Annotated in this window: 15 protein-coding genes; all 15 read right to left on the bottom strand. The window is 70.4% G+C overall.

Annotated features, from left to right (window positions below; translation table 11 throughout):
* Positions 1–53 precede the first annotated feature (53 nt).
* Genes nuoN through HHL19_RS11185 form a run of 15 tightly spaced genes read right to left on the bottom strand, consistent with a single transcriptional unit; the run spans position 54 to position 15966 of the window.
* Positions 54–1703: an NADH-quinone oxidoreductase subunit NuoN gene (gene nuoN / locus HHL19_RS11250; protein ID WP_169088255.1), complete on the bottom strand. Its 1650-nt coding sequence runs from the start codon at positions 1701–1703 to the stop codon at positions 54–56.
* Complete coding sequence (locus HHL19_RS11245) at positions 1700–3286, bottom strand: NADH-quinone oxidoreductase subunit M (RefSeq protein WP_169088253.1); 1587 nt, start codon at positions 3284–3286, stop codon at positions 1700–1702. The genes nuoN and HHL19_RS11245 overlap by 4 nt, the downstream gene beginning before the upstream one ends.
* Positions 3287–3289: 3 nt before the next feature.
* Positions 3290–5182: an NADH-quinone oxidoreductase subunit L gene (gene nuoL / locus HHL19_RS11240; protein WP_169088251.1), complete on the bottom strand. Its 1893-nt coding sequence runs from the start codon at positions 5180–5182 to the stop codon at positions 3290–3292.
* Positions 5183–5193: 11 nt separating this feature from the next.
* Entirely contained in the window at positions 5194–5493 is a 300-nt protein-coding gene (gene nuoK, locus HHL19_RS11235; RefSeq protein ID WP_043227770.1) for an NADH-quinone oxidoreductase subunit NuoK, read from the bottom strand.
* On the bottom strand, positions 5490–6308 hold the full coding sequence (locus tag HHL19_RS11230) for an NADH-quinone oxidoreductase subunit J (RefSeq protein ID WP_169088249.1): 819 nt from the start codon (positions 6306–6308) through the stop codon (positions 5490–5492). The genes nuoK and HHL19_RS11230 overlap by 4 nt, the downstream gene beginning before the upstream one ends.
* Positions 6305–6832, bottom strand: coding sequence for an NADH-quinone oxidoreductase subunit NuoI (nuoI, locus tag HHL19_RS11225; protein ID WP_240981568.1), 528 nt, complete (start codon positions 6830–6832; stop codon positions 6305–6307). The genes HHL19_RS11230 and nuoI overlap by 4 nt, the downstream gene beginning before the upstream one ends.
* 43 nt (positions 6833–6875) lie before the next feature.
* Positions 6876–8264, bottom strand: a complete 1389-nt coding sequence (gene nuoH, locus HHL19_RS11220; RefSeq protein ID WP_169088245.1) for an NADH-quinone oxidoreductase subunit NuoH — start codon at positions 8262–8264, stop codon at positions 6876–6878.
* Positions 8261–8395, bottom strand: a complete 135-nt coding sequence (locus HHL19_RS38095) for a hypothetical protein (protein WP_277349152.1) — start codon at positions 8393–8395, stop codon at positions 8261–8263. Before HHL19_RS38095 ends, nuoH begins: the two co-directional genes overlap by 4 nt.
* Positions 8392–10887: an NADH-quinone oxidoreductase subunit G gene (locus tag HHL19_RS11215; RefSeq protein WP_169088243.1), complete on the bottom strand. Its 2496-nt coding sequence runs from the start codon at positions 10885–10887 to the stop codon at positions 8392–8394. The genes HHL19_RS38095 and HHL19_RS11215 overlap by 4 nt, the downstream gene beginning before the upstream one ends.
* A complete protein-coding gene (nuoF, locus tag HHL19_RS11210) occupies positions 10884–12233 on the bottom strand; it encodes an NADH-quinone oxidoreductase subunit NuoF (protein WP_169088241.1) in 1350 nt (449 codons plus the stop codon). The genes HHL19_RS11215 and nuoF overlap by 4 nt, the downstream gene beginning before the upstream one ends.
* Entirely contained in the window at positions 12233–12991 is a 759-nt protein-coding gene (gene nuoE, locus HHL19_RS11205) for an NADH-quinone oxidoreductase subunit NuoE (protein WP_169088239.1), read from the bottom strand. Before nuoE ends, nuoF begins: the two co-directional genes overlap by 1 nt.
* Entirely contained in the window at positions 12988–14310 is a 1323-nt protein-coding gene (locus HHL19_RS11200) for an NADH-quinone oxidoreductase subunit D (RefSeq protein WP_169088237.1), read from the bottom strand. The genes nuoE and HHL19_RS11200 overlap by 4 nt, the downstream gene beginning before the upstream one ends.
* Positions 14307–15038, bottom strand: a complete 732-nt coding sequence (locus HHL19_RS11195) for an NADH-quinone oxidoreductase subunit C (RefSeq protein WP_169088235.1) — start codon at positions 15036–15038, stop codon at positions 14307–14309. The genes HHL19_RS11200 and HHL19_RS11195 overlap by 4 nt, the downstream gene beginning before the upstream one ends.
* Positions 15035–15589 carry an NADH-quinone oxidoreductase subunit B gene (locus tag HHL19_RS11190; protein ID WP_169088233.1) on the bottom strand — a complete coding sequence of 185 codons (555 nt, stop codon included), beginning with the start codon at positions 15587–15589 and terminating at the stop codon, positions 15035–15037. Before HHL19_RS11190 ends, HHL19_RS11195 begins: the two co-directional genes overlap by 4 nt.
* Before the next feature lie 17 nt (positions 15590–15606).
* Positions 15607–15966 (bottom strand): NADH-quinone oxidoreductase subunit A, encoded by a 360-nt coding sequence (locus HHL19_RS11185; protein ID WP_019888619.1) that lies wholly within the window; start codon positions 15964–15966, stop codon positions 15607–15609.
* Positions 15967–16070: the final 104 nt, after the last annotated feature.

Genomic DNA, 16070 nt, shown 5'->3' with positions numbered 1-16070 from the left:
GGGTACGCGGAAGGGCCCGGCTCGCCCCCGAGCCGGGCCCTGTCCGTGAGGCGTCAGCGTACGAAGACGCTCGCCTGGCTCGCCAGGTCCAGGAAGTACTGCGGCGCGAGGCCGAGGACCAGGGTGACGGCCACGCCCACCGCGATGGTGGCGGTGGTCAGGGCCGAGGGCACGGCGACCGTGGGGCCGTCCGCCTTCGGCTCGCTGAAGAACATCAGCACGATCACCCGGATGTAGAAGAAGGCCGCCACCGCCGAGGCGATGACGCCGACCACCACGAGCGCGCCCGCGCCGCCCTCCGCCGCCGCCTTGAAGACCGCGAACTTGCCGGAGAAGCCGGAGGTCAGCGGGATGCCGGCGAAGGCCAGGAGGAAGACCGCGAAGACCGCGGCGACCAGCGGCGAACGGCGGCCCAGGCCCGCCCACTTGGAGAGGTGGGTGGCCTCTCCGCCCGCGTCCCGCACCAGCGTGACGACGGCGAACGCGCCGATCGTCACGAAGGAGTACGCGCCCAGGTAGAAGAGGACCGACGAGATGCCGCTCGGCGTCGCCGCGATGACGCCCGCGAGCAGGAAGCCCGCGTGCGCGATCGAGGAGTACGCCAGGAGGCGCTTGATGTCCGTCTGGGTGATCGCGACCACCGCGCCGCCCAGCATCGTGACGATCGCGACGCCCCACATCACCGGGCGCCAGTCCCAGGTGAGGCCGGGGAGCACCACGTACAGCAGGCGGAGCAGCGCGCCGAAGGCGGCGACCTTGGTGGCGGCGGCCATGAAGCCGGTCACCGGGGTCGGGGCGCCCTGGTAGACGTCCGGGGTCCACATGTGGAAGGGGACGGCGCCGACCTTGAACAGCAGGCCCATGAGGAGCAGGGCGAAGCCGATCAGGAGGAGGGCGTCGTTGCCCATGGTGTCGGCGAGCGCCGGGTTCACCGAGGTGACCGCGCCGTCGACGACGTCCGCGATCGTGGCGTACGAGACGGAGCCCGCGTAGCCGTAGAGCAGGGCGATCCCGAAGAGCAGGAAGGCCGAGGAGAAGGCGCCGAGCAGGAAGTACTTGACCGCCGCCTCCTGCGACATCAGCCGCTTGCGGCGGGCGACGGCGCAGAGCAGGTACAGCGGGAGGGAGAAGACCTCCAGGGCGATGAAGAGGGTCAGGAGGTCGTTGGCGGCCGGGAAGACCAGCATGCCGGCGATCGCGAAGAGCGCGAGCGGGAAGACCTCGGTGGTGGTGAAGCCCGCCTTGACGGCGGCCTTCTCGTGGTCGCCGCCGGGGACGGCGGCCGCCTCGGCGGCGAAGGAGTCGACCTTGTGGCCGTGGTCGGCCGGGTCGAGCCTGCGCTCGGCGAAGGTGAGGACCGCGACGATCGAGGCGAGGAGAATGGTGCCCTGCAGGAACAGGGCGGGGCCGTCGACGGCGATGGCGCCCATGGCCGCGATGCCGGCCTTGGTGGTGCCGTAGCCGCCGGCCGCGAGGCCGACGACGGCGGCGAACGCGGCGGCGAGGGCCAGGACCGTGAGGAAGACCTGGCTGAGGTAGCGGCCCTTACGGGGCACGAAGGCCTCGACGAGGATGCCGATCACGGCCGCGCCGACCACGATCAGGACCGGGGCGAGCTGGTTGTACTCGATCTTCGGTGCCGGGATCTTGCTCAGCGGCTCGGCAGCCGTCGTCCACAGGCTGTGGACAGCGAGGGCGTTCACTTGGCCGCCTCCACGTTCTGGACGGGGACTTCGGGCTGGGGGTCGGTCCGCTGCACGTCCGACATGGTGTGCTGGACCGCCGGGTTCACGACGTCCGTCAGCGGCTTCGGGAAGACGCCGAGGAAGAGCAGGACGGCGATCAGCGGGGCGGCGACGGCGAGCTCGCGCGGCCGCAGGTCGGGCATCGACCGCACCTCCTCCTTCACCGGGCCCGTCATCGTCCGCTGGTAGAGGACGAGGACGTACAGCGCGGCGAGGACGATGCCGGTGGTGGCGACGATCCCGGCGACCGGGTAGCGGGCGAAGGTGCCGACCAGGACCAGGAACTCGCTGACGAACGGGGCGAGTCCGGGCAGCGACAGCGTCGCGAGGCCGCCGATCAGGAAGGTGCCGGCGAGGACCGGGGCGACCTTCTGCACACCGCCGTAGTCGGCGATGAGCCGCGAGCCGCGCCGGGAGATCAGGAAGCCAGCGACGAGCATCAGGGCGGCGGTCGAGATGCCGTGGTTGACCATGTAGAGCGTGGCGCCCGACTGGCCCTGGCTGGTCATCGCGAAGATGCCCAGGATGATGAAGCCGAAGTGGGAGATCGACGCGTAGGCGACGAGCCGCTTGATGTCCCGCTGGCCGACCGCGACCAGCGCCCCGTACACGATGCTGATGAGCGCGAGGACGACGATCGCGGGCGTGGCCCACTTGCTCGCCTCCGGGAAGAGGCCGAGGCAGAAGCGGAGCATCGCGAACGTGCCGACCTTGTCGACGACCGCGGTGATGAGGACGGCGACCGGTGCGGTCGCCTCCCCCATCGCGTTCGGCAGCCAGGTGTGCAGCGGCCACAGCGGCGCCTTCACCGCGAAGGCGAAGAAGAAGCCGAGGAACAGCCACTTCTCCGTCGAACCCGCCATCTCCAGCGAGCCGTTCGCCCGCGCCTCGGCGATCTCGGTGAGCGAGAAGTTCCCCGCGACCGTGTACAGGCCGATGACGGCGGCCAGCATGATGAGGCCGCCGACCAGGTTGTACAGCAGGAACTTGACCGCCGCGTACGAGCGCTGCGCCGCCGCGTTCTCGTCGGTGCCGCTGTGCGCGCGGTCGCCGAAGCCGCCGATGAGGAAGTACATCGGGATGAGCATGGCTTCGAAGAGGATGTAGAAGAGGAAGACGTCGGTGGCCTCGAAGGAGAGGATCACCATCGCCTCGACCATGAGGATCAGGGCGAAGAAGCCCTGGGTCGGACGCCACCGCTTGGAGTGCGTCTCCAGGGGGTCGGCGTCGTGCCAGCCGGCCAGCACGATGAACGGGATCAGCAGCGCGGTCAGCGCGATCAGCGCCACCCCGATGCCGTCGACGCCCAGCTCGTACCGGACGCCGAAGTCCCTGATCCAGGAGTGGGACTCGACCAGCTGGTAGCGGTCGCCGCCCGGTTCGAAGCGGGCGAAGACGATCCCGGCGAGCACCAGGGTGGCCAGCGAGACGAGCAGCGCCAGCCACTTGGCGGCGGTGCGGCGGGCTGCGGGCACGGCGGCGGTGAGGATCGCACCGACCGCCGGTACCGCAGCCGTCGCCGTCAGGAGCGGGAAGGACATGGGTTACACCGCCCTCATCAGCAGGGTCGCGGCGATGAGGACCGCCGCACCGCCGAACATGGAGACCGCGTACGAGCGGACGTAGCCGTTCTGGAGCTTGCGCAGCCGGCCGGAGAGTCCGCCGACGCCCGCCGCCGTGCCGTTGACGACGCCGTCCACGAGGCTGTGGTCGACGTAGACCAGCGAGCGGGTCAGGTGGGTGCCGCCGGTGACGAAGACGGCGTGGTTGAAGTCGTCCTGGAGCAGGTCGCGGCGGGCGGCCCGGGTGAGCAGCGAGCCGCGCGGGGCGACCACCGGCACCGGGCGGCGCCCGTACTGGAGGTAGGCGAGGCCGACGCCGATCACCATGACGGCGACGGTGGCGGAGGTGACGGCGGCGGCGCTGATCGGCGCGTGGCCGTGCGCGAAGCCGGTGACGGGCTCCAGCCACTCGACGAAGCCGGCGAACTCGAAGAAGGCGCCTCCGGCGACCGACCCGACGGCCAGCAGGACCATGGGGATGACCATCGACCTGGGCGACTCGTGCGGGTGCGGCGGGTTGCCGTCCGCGTCCGGCTGCCAGCGCTTCTCGCCGAAGAAGGTCATCAGCATCACGCGCGTCATGTAGTACGCGGTGATGGCGGCGCCCAGCAGGGTGACCGCGCCGAGGATCCAGCCCTCGGTGCCGCCCTTGGCGAAGGCCGCCTCGATGATCTTGTCCTTGGAGAAGAAGCCGGACAGGCCCGGGAAGCCGATGATGGCGAGGTAGCCGAGGCCGAAGGTGACGAAGGTGACCGGCATGTACTTCCGCAGGCCGCCGTACTTCCGCATGTCGACCTCGTCGTTCATGCCGTGCATGACCGAACCGGCGCCGAGGAAGAGCCCGGCCTTGAAGAAGCCGTGCGTCACCAGGTGCATGATCGCGAAGACGTAGCCGATCGGGCCGAGACCGGCCGCCAGGATCATGTATCCGATCTGCGACATCGTGGATCCGGCGAGGGCCTTCTTGATGTCGTCCTTCGCGCAACCGACGATCGCACCGAAGAGCAGCGTGACCGCGCCGACGATGGTGACGACGAGCTGCGCGTCCGGCGCCGCGTTGAAGATGTCGGCGGAGCGGACGATCAGGTACACACCGGCGGTGACCATGGTGGCGGCGTGGATGAGGGCCGAGACCGGGGTCGGGCCCTCCATCGCGTCCCCGAGCCAGGACTGCAGCGGCACCTGGGCCGACTTGCCGCAGGCCGCGAGGAGCAGCATCAGGCCGATCGCCGTCAGCTTGCCCTCGGAGGTCTCCCCCGCCGAGGCGAGGACGGGGCCGAAGGCGAAGGTGCCGAAGGTGGTGAACATCAGCATGATCGCGATCGACAGGCCCATGTCGCCGACCCGGTTGACCAGGAAGGCCTTCTTCGCGGCGGTCGCCGCGCTGGGCTTGTGCTGCCAGAAGCCGATCAGGAGGTACGAGGCGAGGCCGACGCCCTCCCAGCCGAAGTACAGCAGCAGGTAGTTGTCCGCCAGGACCAGCAGCAGCATCGCGGCGACGAACAGGTTCAGGTAGCCGAAGAAGCGGCGGCGGCGCTCGTCGTGCTCCATGTACCCGATCGAGTACACGTGGATGAGCGTGCCCACGCCGGTGATCAGCAGGACGAAGGTCATCGACAGCTGGTCGAGCTGGAAGGCGATGTCCGCCTGGAAGCCCTCGACGGGGATCCAGGAGAACAGGTGCTGGTACATCGCCCGGTCCTCGGCGCCCTTGCCGAGCATGTCGGCGAAGAGCGCGAGGCCGATGACGAAGGAGACGGCCGCGAGGAGCGTGCCGAGCCAGTGCCCGGTCTTGTCGAGCCGGCGGCCGCCGCACAGAAGGACGGCCGCTCCGAGCAGGGGCGCCGCGATGAGCAGCGCAATCAGGTTGTCCACGGTTCAGCCCCTCACAGCTTCATCAGGCTGGCGTCGTCGACCGAGGCCGAATGGCGGGATCGGAAGACGGACACGATGATCGCGAGCCCGACGACGACCTCCGCGGCGGCCACGACCATCGTGAAGAAGGCGATGATCTGGCCGTCGAGGTTGCCGTGCATGCGGGAGAAGGTGACGAACGCGAGGTTGCAGGCGTTGAGCATCAGCTCCACGCACATGAAGACCACGATCGCGTTCCGCCGGATCAGCACCCCGACCGCACCGATGGTGAACAACAGGGCGGCGAGATACAGGTAGTTGACGGGGTTCACCGATTGGCCTCCTCTCCGTCGCGTCCCAGTCGCTCCGAGGAGCGCTGCTCCAGGGCCTTGAGGTCGGCGAGCGCCTCCGTCGACACGTCCCGCACCTGGCCCCGCTCGCGCAGGGTCGAGATGACGGTGAGCTCGGACGGGGTGCCGTCGGGCAGCAGGCCCGCGATGTCCACCGCGTTGTGCCGGGCGTAGACGCCGGGGGCGGGCAGGGGCGGCAGGTGCTTGCCCTCGCGCACGCGCTGCTCGGCCAGCTCGCGCTGGGTCCTGGCCCGCTCGGTGCGCTCCCGGTGGGTGAGGAGCATCGCGCCGACGGAGGCGGTGATCAGCAGGGCGCCGGTGATCTCGAAGGCGAAGACGTACTTGGTGAAGATGAGGGCGGCGAGGCCCTCCACGTTCCCCCCGTGCGCCGCGTTGGCAGCGCCGAGGCCGGTGAACTCGGTCAGTGCCGCGTTCCCGATCCCGGCGAAGAGCAGGACGCCGAAGCCGAGGCCGCAGGCGGCGGCCCACCAGCGCTGGCCCTTGATGGTCTCCTTCAGCGAGTCCGCGGCCGTGACGCCGACCAGCATGACGACGAAGAGGAAGAGCATCATGATCGCGCCGGTGTAGACGACGATCTGCACGATGCCGAGGAAGTACGCGCCGTTGGCCAGGTAGAAGACCGCGAGGACGATCATCGTGCCGGCCAGGCACAGGGCGCTGTGCACGGCCTTCTTCATGAGGATGGTGCACAGCGCGCCGACGACGGCGACGGTGCCGAGCACCCAGAACTGGAAGGCCTCGCCCGAGGAGGTGGCGTAGGCGGCGAGCGCGCTCATGCTCCCGCCCCTTCCGGCTCGGGCTTCTCGCCCTGGGAGACGGCGACCTGGCGCTCGGTCCCGGGCGCGGCCTCGGTGACCAGGCCCCGGTAGTAGTCCTGCTCGGTCATGCCGGGGAAGATCGCGTGCGGGGTGTCGACCATCTGCTCGTCGAGGCCCGCGAGGAGCTGCTCCTTGGTGTAGATCAGGCTCTCGCGGGAGGAGTCGGCCAGTTCGAACTCGTTCGTCATCGTCAGCGCGCGCGTGGGGCACGCCTCGATGCACAGCCCGCACAGGATGCAGCGGGCGTAGTTGATCTGGTAGACGCGGCCGTACCGCTCGCCGGGCGAGTAGCGCTCCTCGTCCGTGTTGTCCGCGCCCTCCACGTAGATGGCGTCGGCGGGGCAGGCCCAGGCGCACAGCTCGCAGCCGACGCACTTCTCCAGGCCGTCCGGGTGGCGGTTGAGCTGGTGCCGGCCGTGGAAGCGGGGTGCCGTCGTCTTCTTCTGCTCGGGGTACTGCTCGGTCAGCCGCTTCTTGAACATGGCCTTGAAGGTCACGCCGAAGCCGGCCACCGGATTCTGGAAGTCAGACACGATCCGTCCCCCTTTCGTCACTCTCGGTAGCAGTATCGGGGCCACCACTGACAACGAGGTCCCGCTGGTGTCGGGGCCTGCGCCGGGGCACGGGCGGCAGGGACTGTCCGGGCTTGGGCGGTACGGGGAATCCGCCGGCCATCGGGTCGAAGGCCGCCGGTTCGGCCGCGCCCGCCGTCTCCTCCTTCTTCCGGTCGCGGAAGAGGTCGGCGACGAAGGAGAGCAGCAGCACCACGAGGACGGCACCGGCCACGTACAGCACGATGTTGGTGAAGGCGATGTTCTCGTTGCGCAGCGCCCGGACGGTGGCGACCAGCATCAGCCAGACCACGGAGACCGGGATGAGCACCTTCCAGCCGAGCTTCATCAGCTGGTCGTAGCGGACGCGGGGCAGGGTGCCGCGGAGCCAGATGAAGAAGAAGAGCAGCAGCTGCACCTTGAGGACGAACCACAGCAGGGGCCACCAGCCGTGGTTGGCGCCCTCCCAGAAGGCGGAGACCGGGTACGGGGCCCGCCAGCCGCCCAGGAAGAGCGTCACCGACACGGCGGAGACCGTCACCATGTTCACGTACTCGGCGAGCATGAACATCGCGAACTTGATGGAGGAGTACTCGGTGTTGAAGCCGCCGACGAGGTCGCCCTCGGACTCCGGCATGTCGAAGGGGGCGCGGTTCGTCTCGCCGACCATCGTCACGACGTAGATGAGGAAGGAGACGGGCAGCAGGACGATGAACCAGCGGTCCTGCTGGGCCTCGACGATCGCCGAGGTCGACATGGAGCCCGAGTAGAGGAAGACGGAGGCGAACGCGGCGCCCATGGCGATCTCGTACGAGATCATCTGCGCGGTGGCGCGCAGACCGCCGAGGAGCGGGTACGTCGATCCCGACGACCAGCCGGCGAGGACGATGCCGTAGATGCCGACGGAGGCGACCGCGAGGATGTACAGCATCGCGATCGGCAGGTCGGTGAGCTGCATCGTGGTGCGCTGGCCGAAGATCGACACCTCGTTGCCGGCCGGCCCGAAGGGGATCACGGCGATCGCCATGAAGGCGGGGATGGCGGCGACGATCGGGGCCAGGACGTAGACGACCTTGTCGGCCCGCTTGACGATCACGTCCTCCTTCAGCATCAGCTTGATGCCGTCCGCGAGGGACTGGAGGAGGCCCCAGGGGCCGTGCCGGTTGGGGCCGATGCGCAGCTGCATCCAGGCGACGACCTTGCGCTCCCACACGATGGAGAAGAGCACGGTCACCATCAGGAACGCGAAGCAGAAGACGGCCTTGATCGCGACGAGCCACCAGGGGTCCGTCCCGAACATGGACAGGTCCTCGGCTGCGAGGACGCTGGGCTGGACGTCCGCGAGTGAAGCGAGGGCGGTCATGCGCGCACCTCCGGAGCGGCTGCGGTCCGGGCTGCGCCCGGCCGGACGAGGGGGATGCGGGGCTGGGGCCCGGCGGGCCCCGGGCCCGCGGCGGCCAGGGCTTCGCCCGGCCGGACCGGGGTGGTGGTCATGCGCCGGCCTCCTCGCCGTGGCCGGCCTTCGCGGTGGCCGGGCCGATGCGGACGAGGTCGCCGGGGTGGGCGCCGGTGTCGGCGAGGACGCCGCGGCCGGCGGAGTTCAGCGGGAGCCAGACGACGCGGTCGGGCATCTCGGTGACCTGGAGGGGGAAGGCGACGGAGCCCGCGGGGCCGGTGACTTCGAGGAGGTCGCCGTCCTTGACGCCGGTGTCGGCGGCGGTGTCGGCGGAGAGCCGGGCGACCGCCGCGTGGCGGGTGCCGGCCAGGGCGGTGTCGCCCTCCTGGAGGCGGCCGAGGTCGAGGAGCAGCCGGTGGCCGGCGAGGACGGCCTCGCCGTCGCCGGGCCGGGGGGCCGGGACGGCGTGGGCGGTGGGCTCGGAGGCCCGGTCCCCGGTGCCGCGGCCGAGCCGGTCCAGCTCACGCCGGGCCGCCTTCAGGTCGGGCAGGGCGAGGTGGGCGTCCATGGCGTCGGCGAGCATGTGGAGCACGCGCGCGTCGCTGGGGGCGAGCGGGCGGGTCATCTGCTCCGGCTTGAGCGCGGCCTCGAACATCCGCGCCCTGCCCTCCCAGTTGAGGAAGGTGCCGGACTTCTCGGCGACCGCGGCGACCGGCAGGACGACGTCGGCGCGCTCGGTGACGGCTCCGGGGCGCAGTTCGAGGGAGACGACGAAGGCCGCGTCGAGGGCCTCACGCGCGCGTGCCGGGTCGGGCAGGTCGTCGACGTCGACGCCGCCGACGAGGAGTGCGGCGAGTTCGCCGGTGGCGGCCGCCTCCACGATCTGGCCGGTGTCGCGGCCGTAGCCGTGTGGGAGTTCGCGGACGCCCCAGGCGGCGGCGACCTCCTCACGCGCGCGTGGGTCGGTCGCGGGCCGGCCGCCGGGCAGCAGGCTCGGCAGCGCCCCGGCCTCGACGGCGCCGCGCTCTCCGGCCCGGCGCGGGATCCACACGAGCGTCGCGCCGGTGGCGGCGGAGGCCCGCAGGGCGGCGGTGAGCGCGCCGGGCACTCCGGCGAGCCGCTCGCCGACGGCGAGGACGGCGCCCTCCTCGCGGAGGGCCTCGGCGGCGGCCAGGCCGGTGGGGTCGAGGCCGACGCGGGAGGTGAGGGCGTCGAGCCACTCGGTCTCGGTGCCGGGGGCGGCGGGCAGCAGGGTGCCGCCGGCCTTCTCCAGGCCGCGGGTGGCGTGGGTGGCGACCGCGAACGTCTTCTGTCCGTGCTTGCGCCAGGCCTTGCGGAGCCGCAGGAAGACGCCGGGGGCCTCCTCCTCGGACTCCAGGCCGACGAGCAGCACCGTCGGCGCGGCTTCGAGGGTCGTGTAGGTGAGCCCCGTACCGTCCAGGTCCCGTCCGCGGCCGGCGACGTGCGAGGCGAGGAAGTCGGCCTCCTCGCCGGAGTGCGTCCGGGCCCGGAAGTCGACGTCGTTGGTGTCGAGGGCGACGCGGGCGAACTTGGCGTAGGCGTAGGCGTCCTCGACGGTGAGCCGGCCGCCGGCGAGGACGCCGGTGCGGCCGCGGACGAGACCGCGGGCGGCGGCCTCCAGGGCCTCGGGCCAGGAGGCCGGTGCGAGGACGCCGTCGGCGCCCCGCACGAGGGGCGTGGTCAGCCGGTCGCGCTGCTGCGCGTACCGGAAGCCGAACCGCCCCTTGTCGCAGATCCACTCCTCGTTGACCTCGGGGTCGTCCTGCGCGAGGCGGCGCATGACCTTGCCGCGCCGGTGGTCGGTGCGGGTGGCGCAGCCGCCGGCGCAGTGCTCGCACACCGACGGCGAGGAGACCAGGTCGAAGGGGCGGGAGCGGAAGCGGTACGCGGCCGAGGTGAGCGCGCCGACCGGGCAGATCTGGATGGTGTTGCCGGAGAAGTACGACTCGAAGGGGTCGCCCTCGCCGGTGCCGACCTGCTGGAGGGCGCCGCGCTCGACGAGTTCGATCATCGGGTCGCCGGCGACCTGGTTGGAGAAGCGGGTGCAGCGGGCGCAGAGCACGCACCGCTCGCGGTCGAGCAGCACCTGGGTGGAGATCGGGACCGGCTTCTCGTAGGTCCGCTTGACGCCCTCGAAGCGGGAGTCGGCCTGTCCGTGGGACATGGCCTGGTTCTGGAGCGGGCACTCGCCGCCCTTGTCGCAGACCGGGCAGTCCAGCGGGTGGTTGATGAGCAGCAGCTCCATCACGCCGTGCTGGGCCTTCTCGGCGACCGGGGAGGTCAGCTGCGACCTGACGACCATGCCGTCGGTGCAGGTGATGGTGCAGGAGGCCATCGGCTTGCGCTGGCCCTCGACCTCGACGATGCACTGGCGGCAGGCGCCGGCGGGGTCGAGGAGGGGGTGGTCGCAGAAGCGGGGGATCTCGATGCCGAGCTGCTCGGCGGCGCGGATGACCAGGGTCCCCTTGGGGACGGAGATCTCGGCGCCGTCGATGGTCAGCGTGACGAGGTCCTCCGGTGGTACGGCCGGGGAGCCGCCCCCCGCCGGGGTGGACGCGGTGACGGTCATGCGGTCACCTCCTTGTGGTTGTCCGCCCAGGCGGTCGACTTGGCCGGGTCGAAGGGGCAGCCCTTGCCCGTGATGTGCTGCTCGTACTCCTCGCGGAAGTACTTGAGCGAGGAGAAGATCGGCGAGGCGGCGCCGTCGCCGAGGGCGCAGAACGACTTGCCGTTGATGTTGTCGGCGATGTCGTTGAGCTTGTCGAGGTCCGACATCACGCCCTTGCCGGCCTCGATGTCGCGGAGGAGCTGGACGAGCCAGTAGGTGCCCTCGCGGCAGGGGGTGCACTTGCCGCAGGACTCGTGGGCGTAGAACTCGGTCCAGCGGGTGACGGCCCGGACGACGCAGGTGGTCTCGTCGAAGCACTGGAGTGCCTTGGTGCCGAGCATGGAGCCGGCGGCGCCGACGCCCTCGTAGTCGAGCGGCACGTCGAGGTGCTCGTCGGTGAACATGGGGGTGGAGGAGCCGCCGGGGGTCCAGAACTTGAGCCGGTGTCCGGGGCGCATGCCGCCGCTCATGTCGAGGAGCTGGCGCAGGGTGATGCCGAGGGGGGCCTCGTACTGGCCGGGCGAGGTGACGTGCCCGCTCAGCGAGTAGAGCGTGAAGCCGGGGGACTTCTCGCTGCCCATCGAGGTGAACCATTCCTTGCCGCGCTGGAGGATCGCGGGAACGGAGGCGATGGACTCGACGTTGTTCACCACGGTGGGGCAGGCGTAGAGGCCGGCGACCGCGGGGAAGGGGGGCCGCAGCCGGGGCTGGCCGCGGCGGCCTTCGAGGGAGTCGAGGAGGGCGGTCTCCTCGCCGCAGATGTACGCGCCGGCGCCGGCGTGCACGGTGAGCTCGACGTCGAGCCCGCTGCCGAGGACGTCCTTGCCGAGGTAGCCGGCCGCGTAGGCCTCGCGGACCGCCTCGTGGAGGCGGCGCAGGACGGGGACGACCTCGCCGCGCAGGTAGATGAAGGCGTGGCTGGAGCGGATCGCGTAGCAGGCGATCACGATGCCCTCGATGAGGGAGTGCGGGTTGGCGAAGAGGAGGGGGATGTCCTTGCAGGTGCCGGGCTCGGACTCGTCGGCGTTGACGACGAGGTAGTGCGGCTTGCCGTCGCCCTGCGGGATGAACTGCCACTTCATGCCGGTGGGGAAGCCGGCGCCGCCGCGTCCGCGGAGCCCGGAGTCCTTCACGTACGCGATGAGGTCGTCGGGGCTCATGGCGAGCGCGCGCCGCAGGCCCTGGTAGCCCTCGTGGCGTTCGTACGTCTCCAGGGTCCAGGAATCGGGCTGGTCCCAGAACGCGGAGAGGACCGGGGAGAGAAGCTTCTCGGGGCTGCTGGAGTCGATCTCGGCGGCCAATGTCATCACGCTCCCTCCTGACCGGCTGCTTCGCCGCGCGGGTGGACGATCCTGGTCTGCTGCGGGGTCTCGCCCTTGGCCAGTCGGAGGCCGACGAGGGAGGCGGGGCCCGCGCCGCCGGTGGCCTCGACGGCGCCGGGGCGCTCGTCGGGGAAGCCGGCGAGGATGCGGGCGGTCTCCTTGAAGGTGCACAGGGGGGCGCCGCGGGTGGGTTCGACGGTGCGGCCCGCGCGGAGGTCGTCGACCATCTTCTTGGCCGACTCGGGGGTCTGGTTGTCGAAGAACTCCCAGTTGACCATCACGACGGGGGCGTAGTCGCAGGCGGCGTTGCACTCGATGTGTTCGAGCGTGATCTTCCCGTCGTCGGTGGTCCCCTCGTTGCCGACGCCGAGGTGCTCCTTGAGCTCCTCGAAGATCGCGTCGCCGCCCATGACCGCGCAGAGGGTGTTGGTGCAGACGCCGACCTGGTAGTCGCCGGACGGCTTGCGGCGGTACATCGTGTAGAAGGTGGCGACGGCGGTGACCTCGGCGGTGGTCAGGCCGAGCGTGTCGGCGCAGAACTGCATGCCGGTACGGGTCACGTGGCCCTCCTCCGCCTGCACGAGGTGCAGCATCGGCAGGAGCGCGGAGCGGGAGCCGGGGTAGCGGTCGATGATCGCCTTCGCGTCCGCCGTCAGACGGGCGTGGACGTCCGCCGGGTACGGGACCGCGGGGAGCTGGGGCATCCCGAGGCTGACGTTTCCGCTCGTCGGGGTCTCTGTCATCGGTCGACGCCTCCCATCACGGGGTCGATGGAGGCGACGGCGACGATGACGTCGGCGACCTGGCCGCCCTCGCACATCGCCGCCATGGCCTGGAGGTTGGTGAAGGACGGGTCGCGGAAGTGGACCCGGAAGGGGCGGGTGCCGCCGTCGGAGACCACGTGCACGCCGAGTTCGCCCTTGGGGGACTCGACGGCCGCGTACGCCTGGCCGGCCGGGACCCGGAAGCCCTCGGTGACCAGCTTGAAGTGGTGGATCAGGGCCTCCATGGAGGTGCCCATGATCTTCTTGATGTGGTCGAGGGAGTTGCCGAGGCCGTCGGGGCCGAGGGCGAGCTGGGCGGGCCAGGCGATCTTCTTGTCGCCGACCATGACCGGTCCGGGTTCGAGCCGGTCGAGGCACTGCTCGACGATCCGCAGCGACTGGCGCATCTCCTCCAGGCGGACGAGGAAGCGGCCGTAGGAGTCGCAGCTGTCGGCGGTGGGGACCTCGAAGTCGTAGTTCTCGTAGCCGCAGTACGGGTCGGTCTTCCGCAGGTCGTGCGGGAGGCCCGCCGACCGGAGGATCGGTCCGGTGGCGCCGAGGGCCAGGCAGCCGGTGAGGTCGAGGTGGCCGACGTCCTGCATGCGGGCCTTGAAGATGGGGTTGCCGGTGGCGAGCTTGTCGTACTCCGGCAGGTTCTTCTTCATGGTCTTCACGAACTCGCGCACGGCGTCGACGGCGCCGGGCGGGAGGTCCTGGGCGAGGCCGCCGGGCCGGATGTACGCGTGGTTCATGCGCAGGCCGGTGATCAGCTCGTACAGGTCCAGGATCATCTCGCGGTCCCGGAAGCCGTAGATCATGATCGTGGTGGCGCCGAGCTCCATGCCGCCGGTGGCGATGGCGACCAGGTGCGAGGAGAGCCGGTTGAGCTCCATGAGGAGGACCCGGAGGACGGTGGCCCGGTCGGGGATGTCGTCGGTGATGCCGAGCAGCTTCTCCACGCCGAGGCAGTACGCCGTCTCGTTGTAGAACGAGGTGAGGTAGTCCATGCGCGTGACGAAGGTGGTGCCCTGCGTCCAGGTCCGGTATTCGAGGTTCTTCTCGATGCCGGTGTGGAGGTAGCCGATGCCGCAGCGGGCCTCGGTGACGGTCTCGCCGTCGATCTCCAGGATGAGCCGGAGCACGCCGTGGGTGGACGGGTGCTGGGGGCCCATGTTGACGACGATCCGCTCGTCGTCGGCCTTGGCCGCGGACTGGACGACCTCGTCCCAGTCGCCGCCGGTGACCGTGTAGACGGACCCCTCGGTGGTCTCACGGGGGCTGGATGCGGTGCTGTTCACGAGTACGACCTCCGCTGGTCCGGAGCCGGGATCTGGGCGCCCTTGTACTCGACGGCGATGCCGCCGAGCGGATAGTCCTTGCGCTGCGGGTGGCCCTGCCAGTCGTCCGGCATCATGATCCGGGTGAGGGCCGGGTGGCCTTCGAAGACGATCCCGAAGAAGTCGTACGTCTCCCGCTCGTGCCAGTCGTTCGTCGGGTAGACGGCGGTGAGGGACGGGATCCTCGGGTCGGCGTCCGGGGCCGAGACCTCCACGCGGATCAGCCGGCCGTGGGTGAGCGAGCGCAGGTGGTAGACGGCGTGCAGCTCGCGGCCCTTGTCGCCCGGGTAGTGGACGCCGGAGACGCCGGTGCAGAGCTCGAAGCGGAGTGCCGGGTCGTCGCGCAGGGTGCGGGCCACGCGGACCAGGTGCTCGCGCTCGATGTGGAAGGTGAGCTCGCCGCGGTCGACGACCGTCTTCTCGATGGCGTTCTCGGGGACGAGCCCTTGCTCCTCCAAAGCGCCTTCGAGCTCGTCGGCGACCTCGTCGAACCACCCGCCGTAGGGCCGGACGGCCGGGCCGGGGAGGCGGATGGAGCGGACGAGGCCGCCGTAGCCGGAGGTGTCGCCGCCGTTGTTCGCGCCGAACATGCCGCGCTGGAGCCGTACCTCCTCCCCGTGCTCGCCGCGCTGGCCGGGCAGGTTCTGCTCGGACAGCTCCTTCTCGGGGTTCGGGGTTTCGTCGCTCAACGGAGCAGACCCTTCATCTCGATGGTCGGCAGCGCCTTGAGCGCCGCCTCCTCCGCCTCGCGGGCCGCCTCCTCGGCGTTCACGCCGAGCTTGGACGTCTGGATCTTCTGGTGGAGCTTGAGGATCGCGTCCAGCAGCATCTCGGGGCGCGGCGGGCAGCCGGGCAGGTAGATGTCGACCGGCACGATGTGGTCGACGCCCTGCACGATGGCGTAGTTGTTGAACATGCCGCCCGACGAGGCGCAGACGCCCATGGAGATGACCCACTTGGGGTTGGGCATCTGGTCGTACACCTGCCGCAGGACGGGCGCCATCTTCTGGCTGACCCGGCCGGCGACGATCATCAGGTCGGCCTGGCGCGGGGAGCCGCGGAAGACCTCCATGCCGAAGCGGGCGAGGTCGTAGCGGCCGGCGCCGGTCGTCATCATCTCGATGGCGCAGCAGGCGAGGCCGAAGGTCGCGGGGAAGACGGATGACTTCCGGACCCAGCCCGCGGCCTGCTCGACGGTGGTCAGCACGAAACCGCTGGGCAGCTTCTCTTCGAGTCCCATGAGTGCTCCTCAGCCCCTCAGTCCCATTCCAGGCCGCCGCGCCGCCACACGTAGGCGTAGGCGACGAAGACGGTGAGCACGAAGAGCAGCATCTCCACGAGCCCGAAAAGCCCCAGGGCGTCGAAGGTGACGGCCCAGGGGTAGAGGAAGACGATCTCGATGTCGAAGACGATGAAGAGCATCGCCGTCAGGTAGTACTTGATCGGGAAGCGACCGCCTCCGGCGGGCGTGGGTGTCGGCTCGATGCCGCACTCGTACGCCTCAAGTTTTGCCCTGTTGTACCGCTTTGGCCCGATTAGCGTGGCCATGACCACGGAGAAGATCGCAAACCCCGCACCCAGGGCACCGAGCACGAGGACGGGCGCGTACGCATTCACGCTCCTCGCTCCTTCCAGTCGTCCTTGACCGTTGGACCGCACCGTCGGGTCCCGCGAAAGATCGCCCCCATGTGAGGCAGTTCACAAGCCCGACGTCCGCGTAT

It is taken from the genome of Streptomyces sp. R302, from assembly GCF_012927245.1.
Classification (GTDB): domain Bacteria; phylum Actinomycetota; class Actinomycetes; order Streptomycetales; family Streptomycetaceae; genus Streptomyces.
This window is presented reverse-complemented; position numbering and strand designations above follow the sequence as displayed.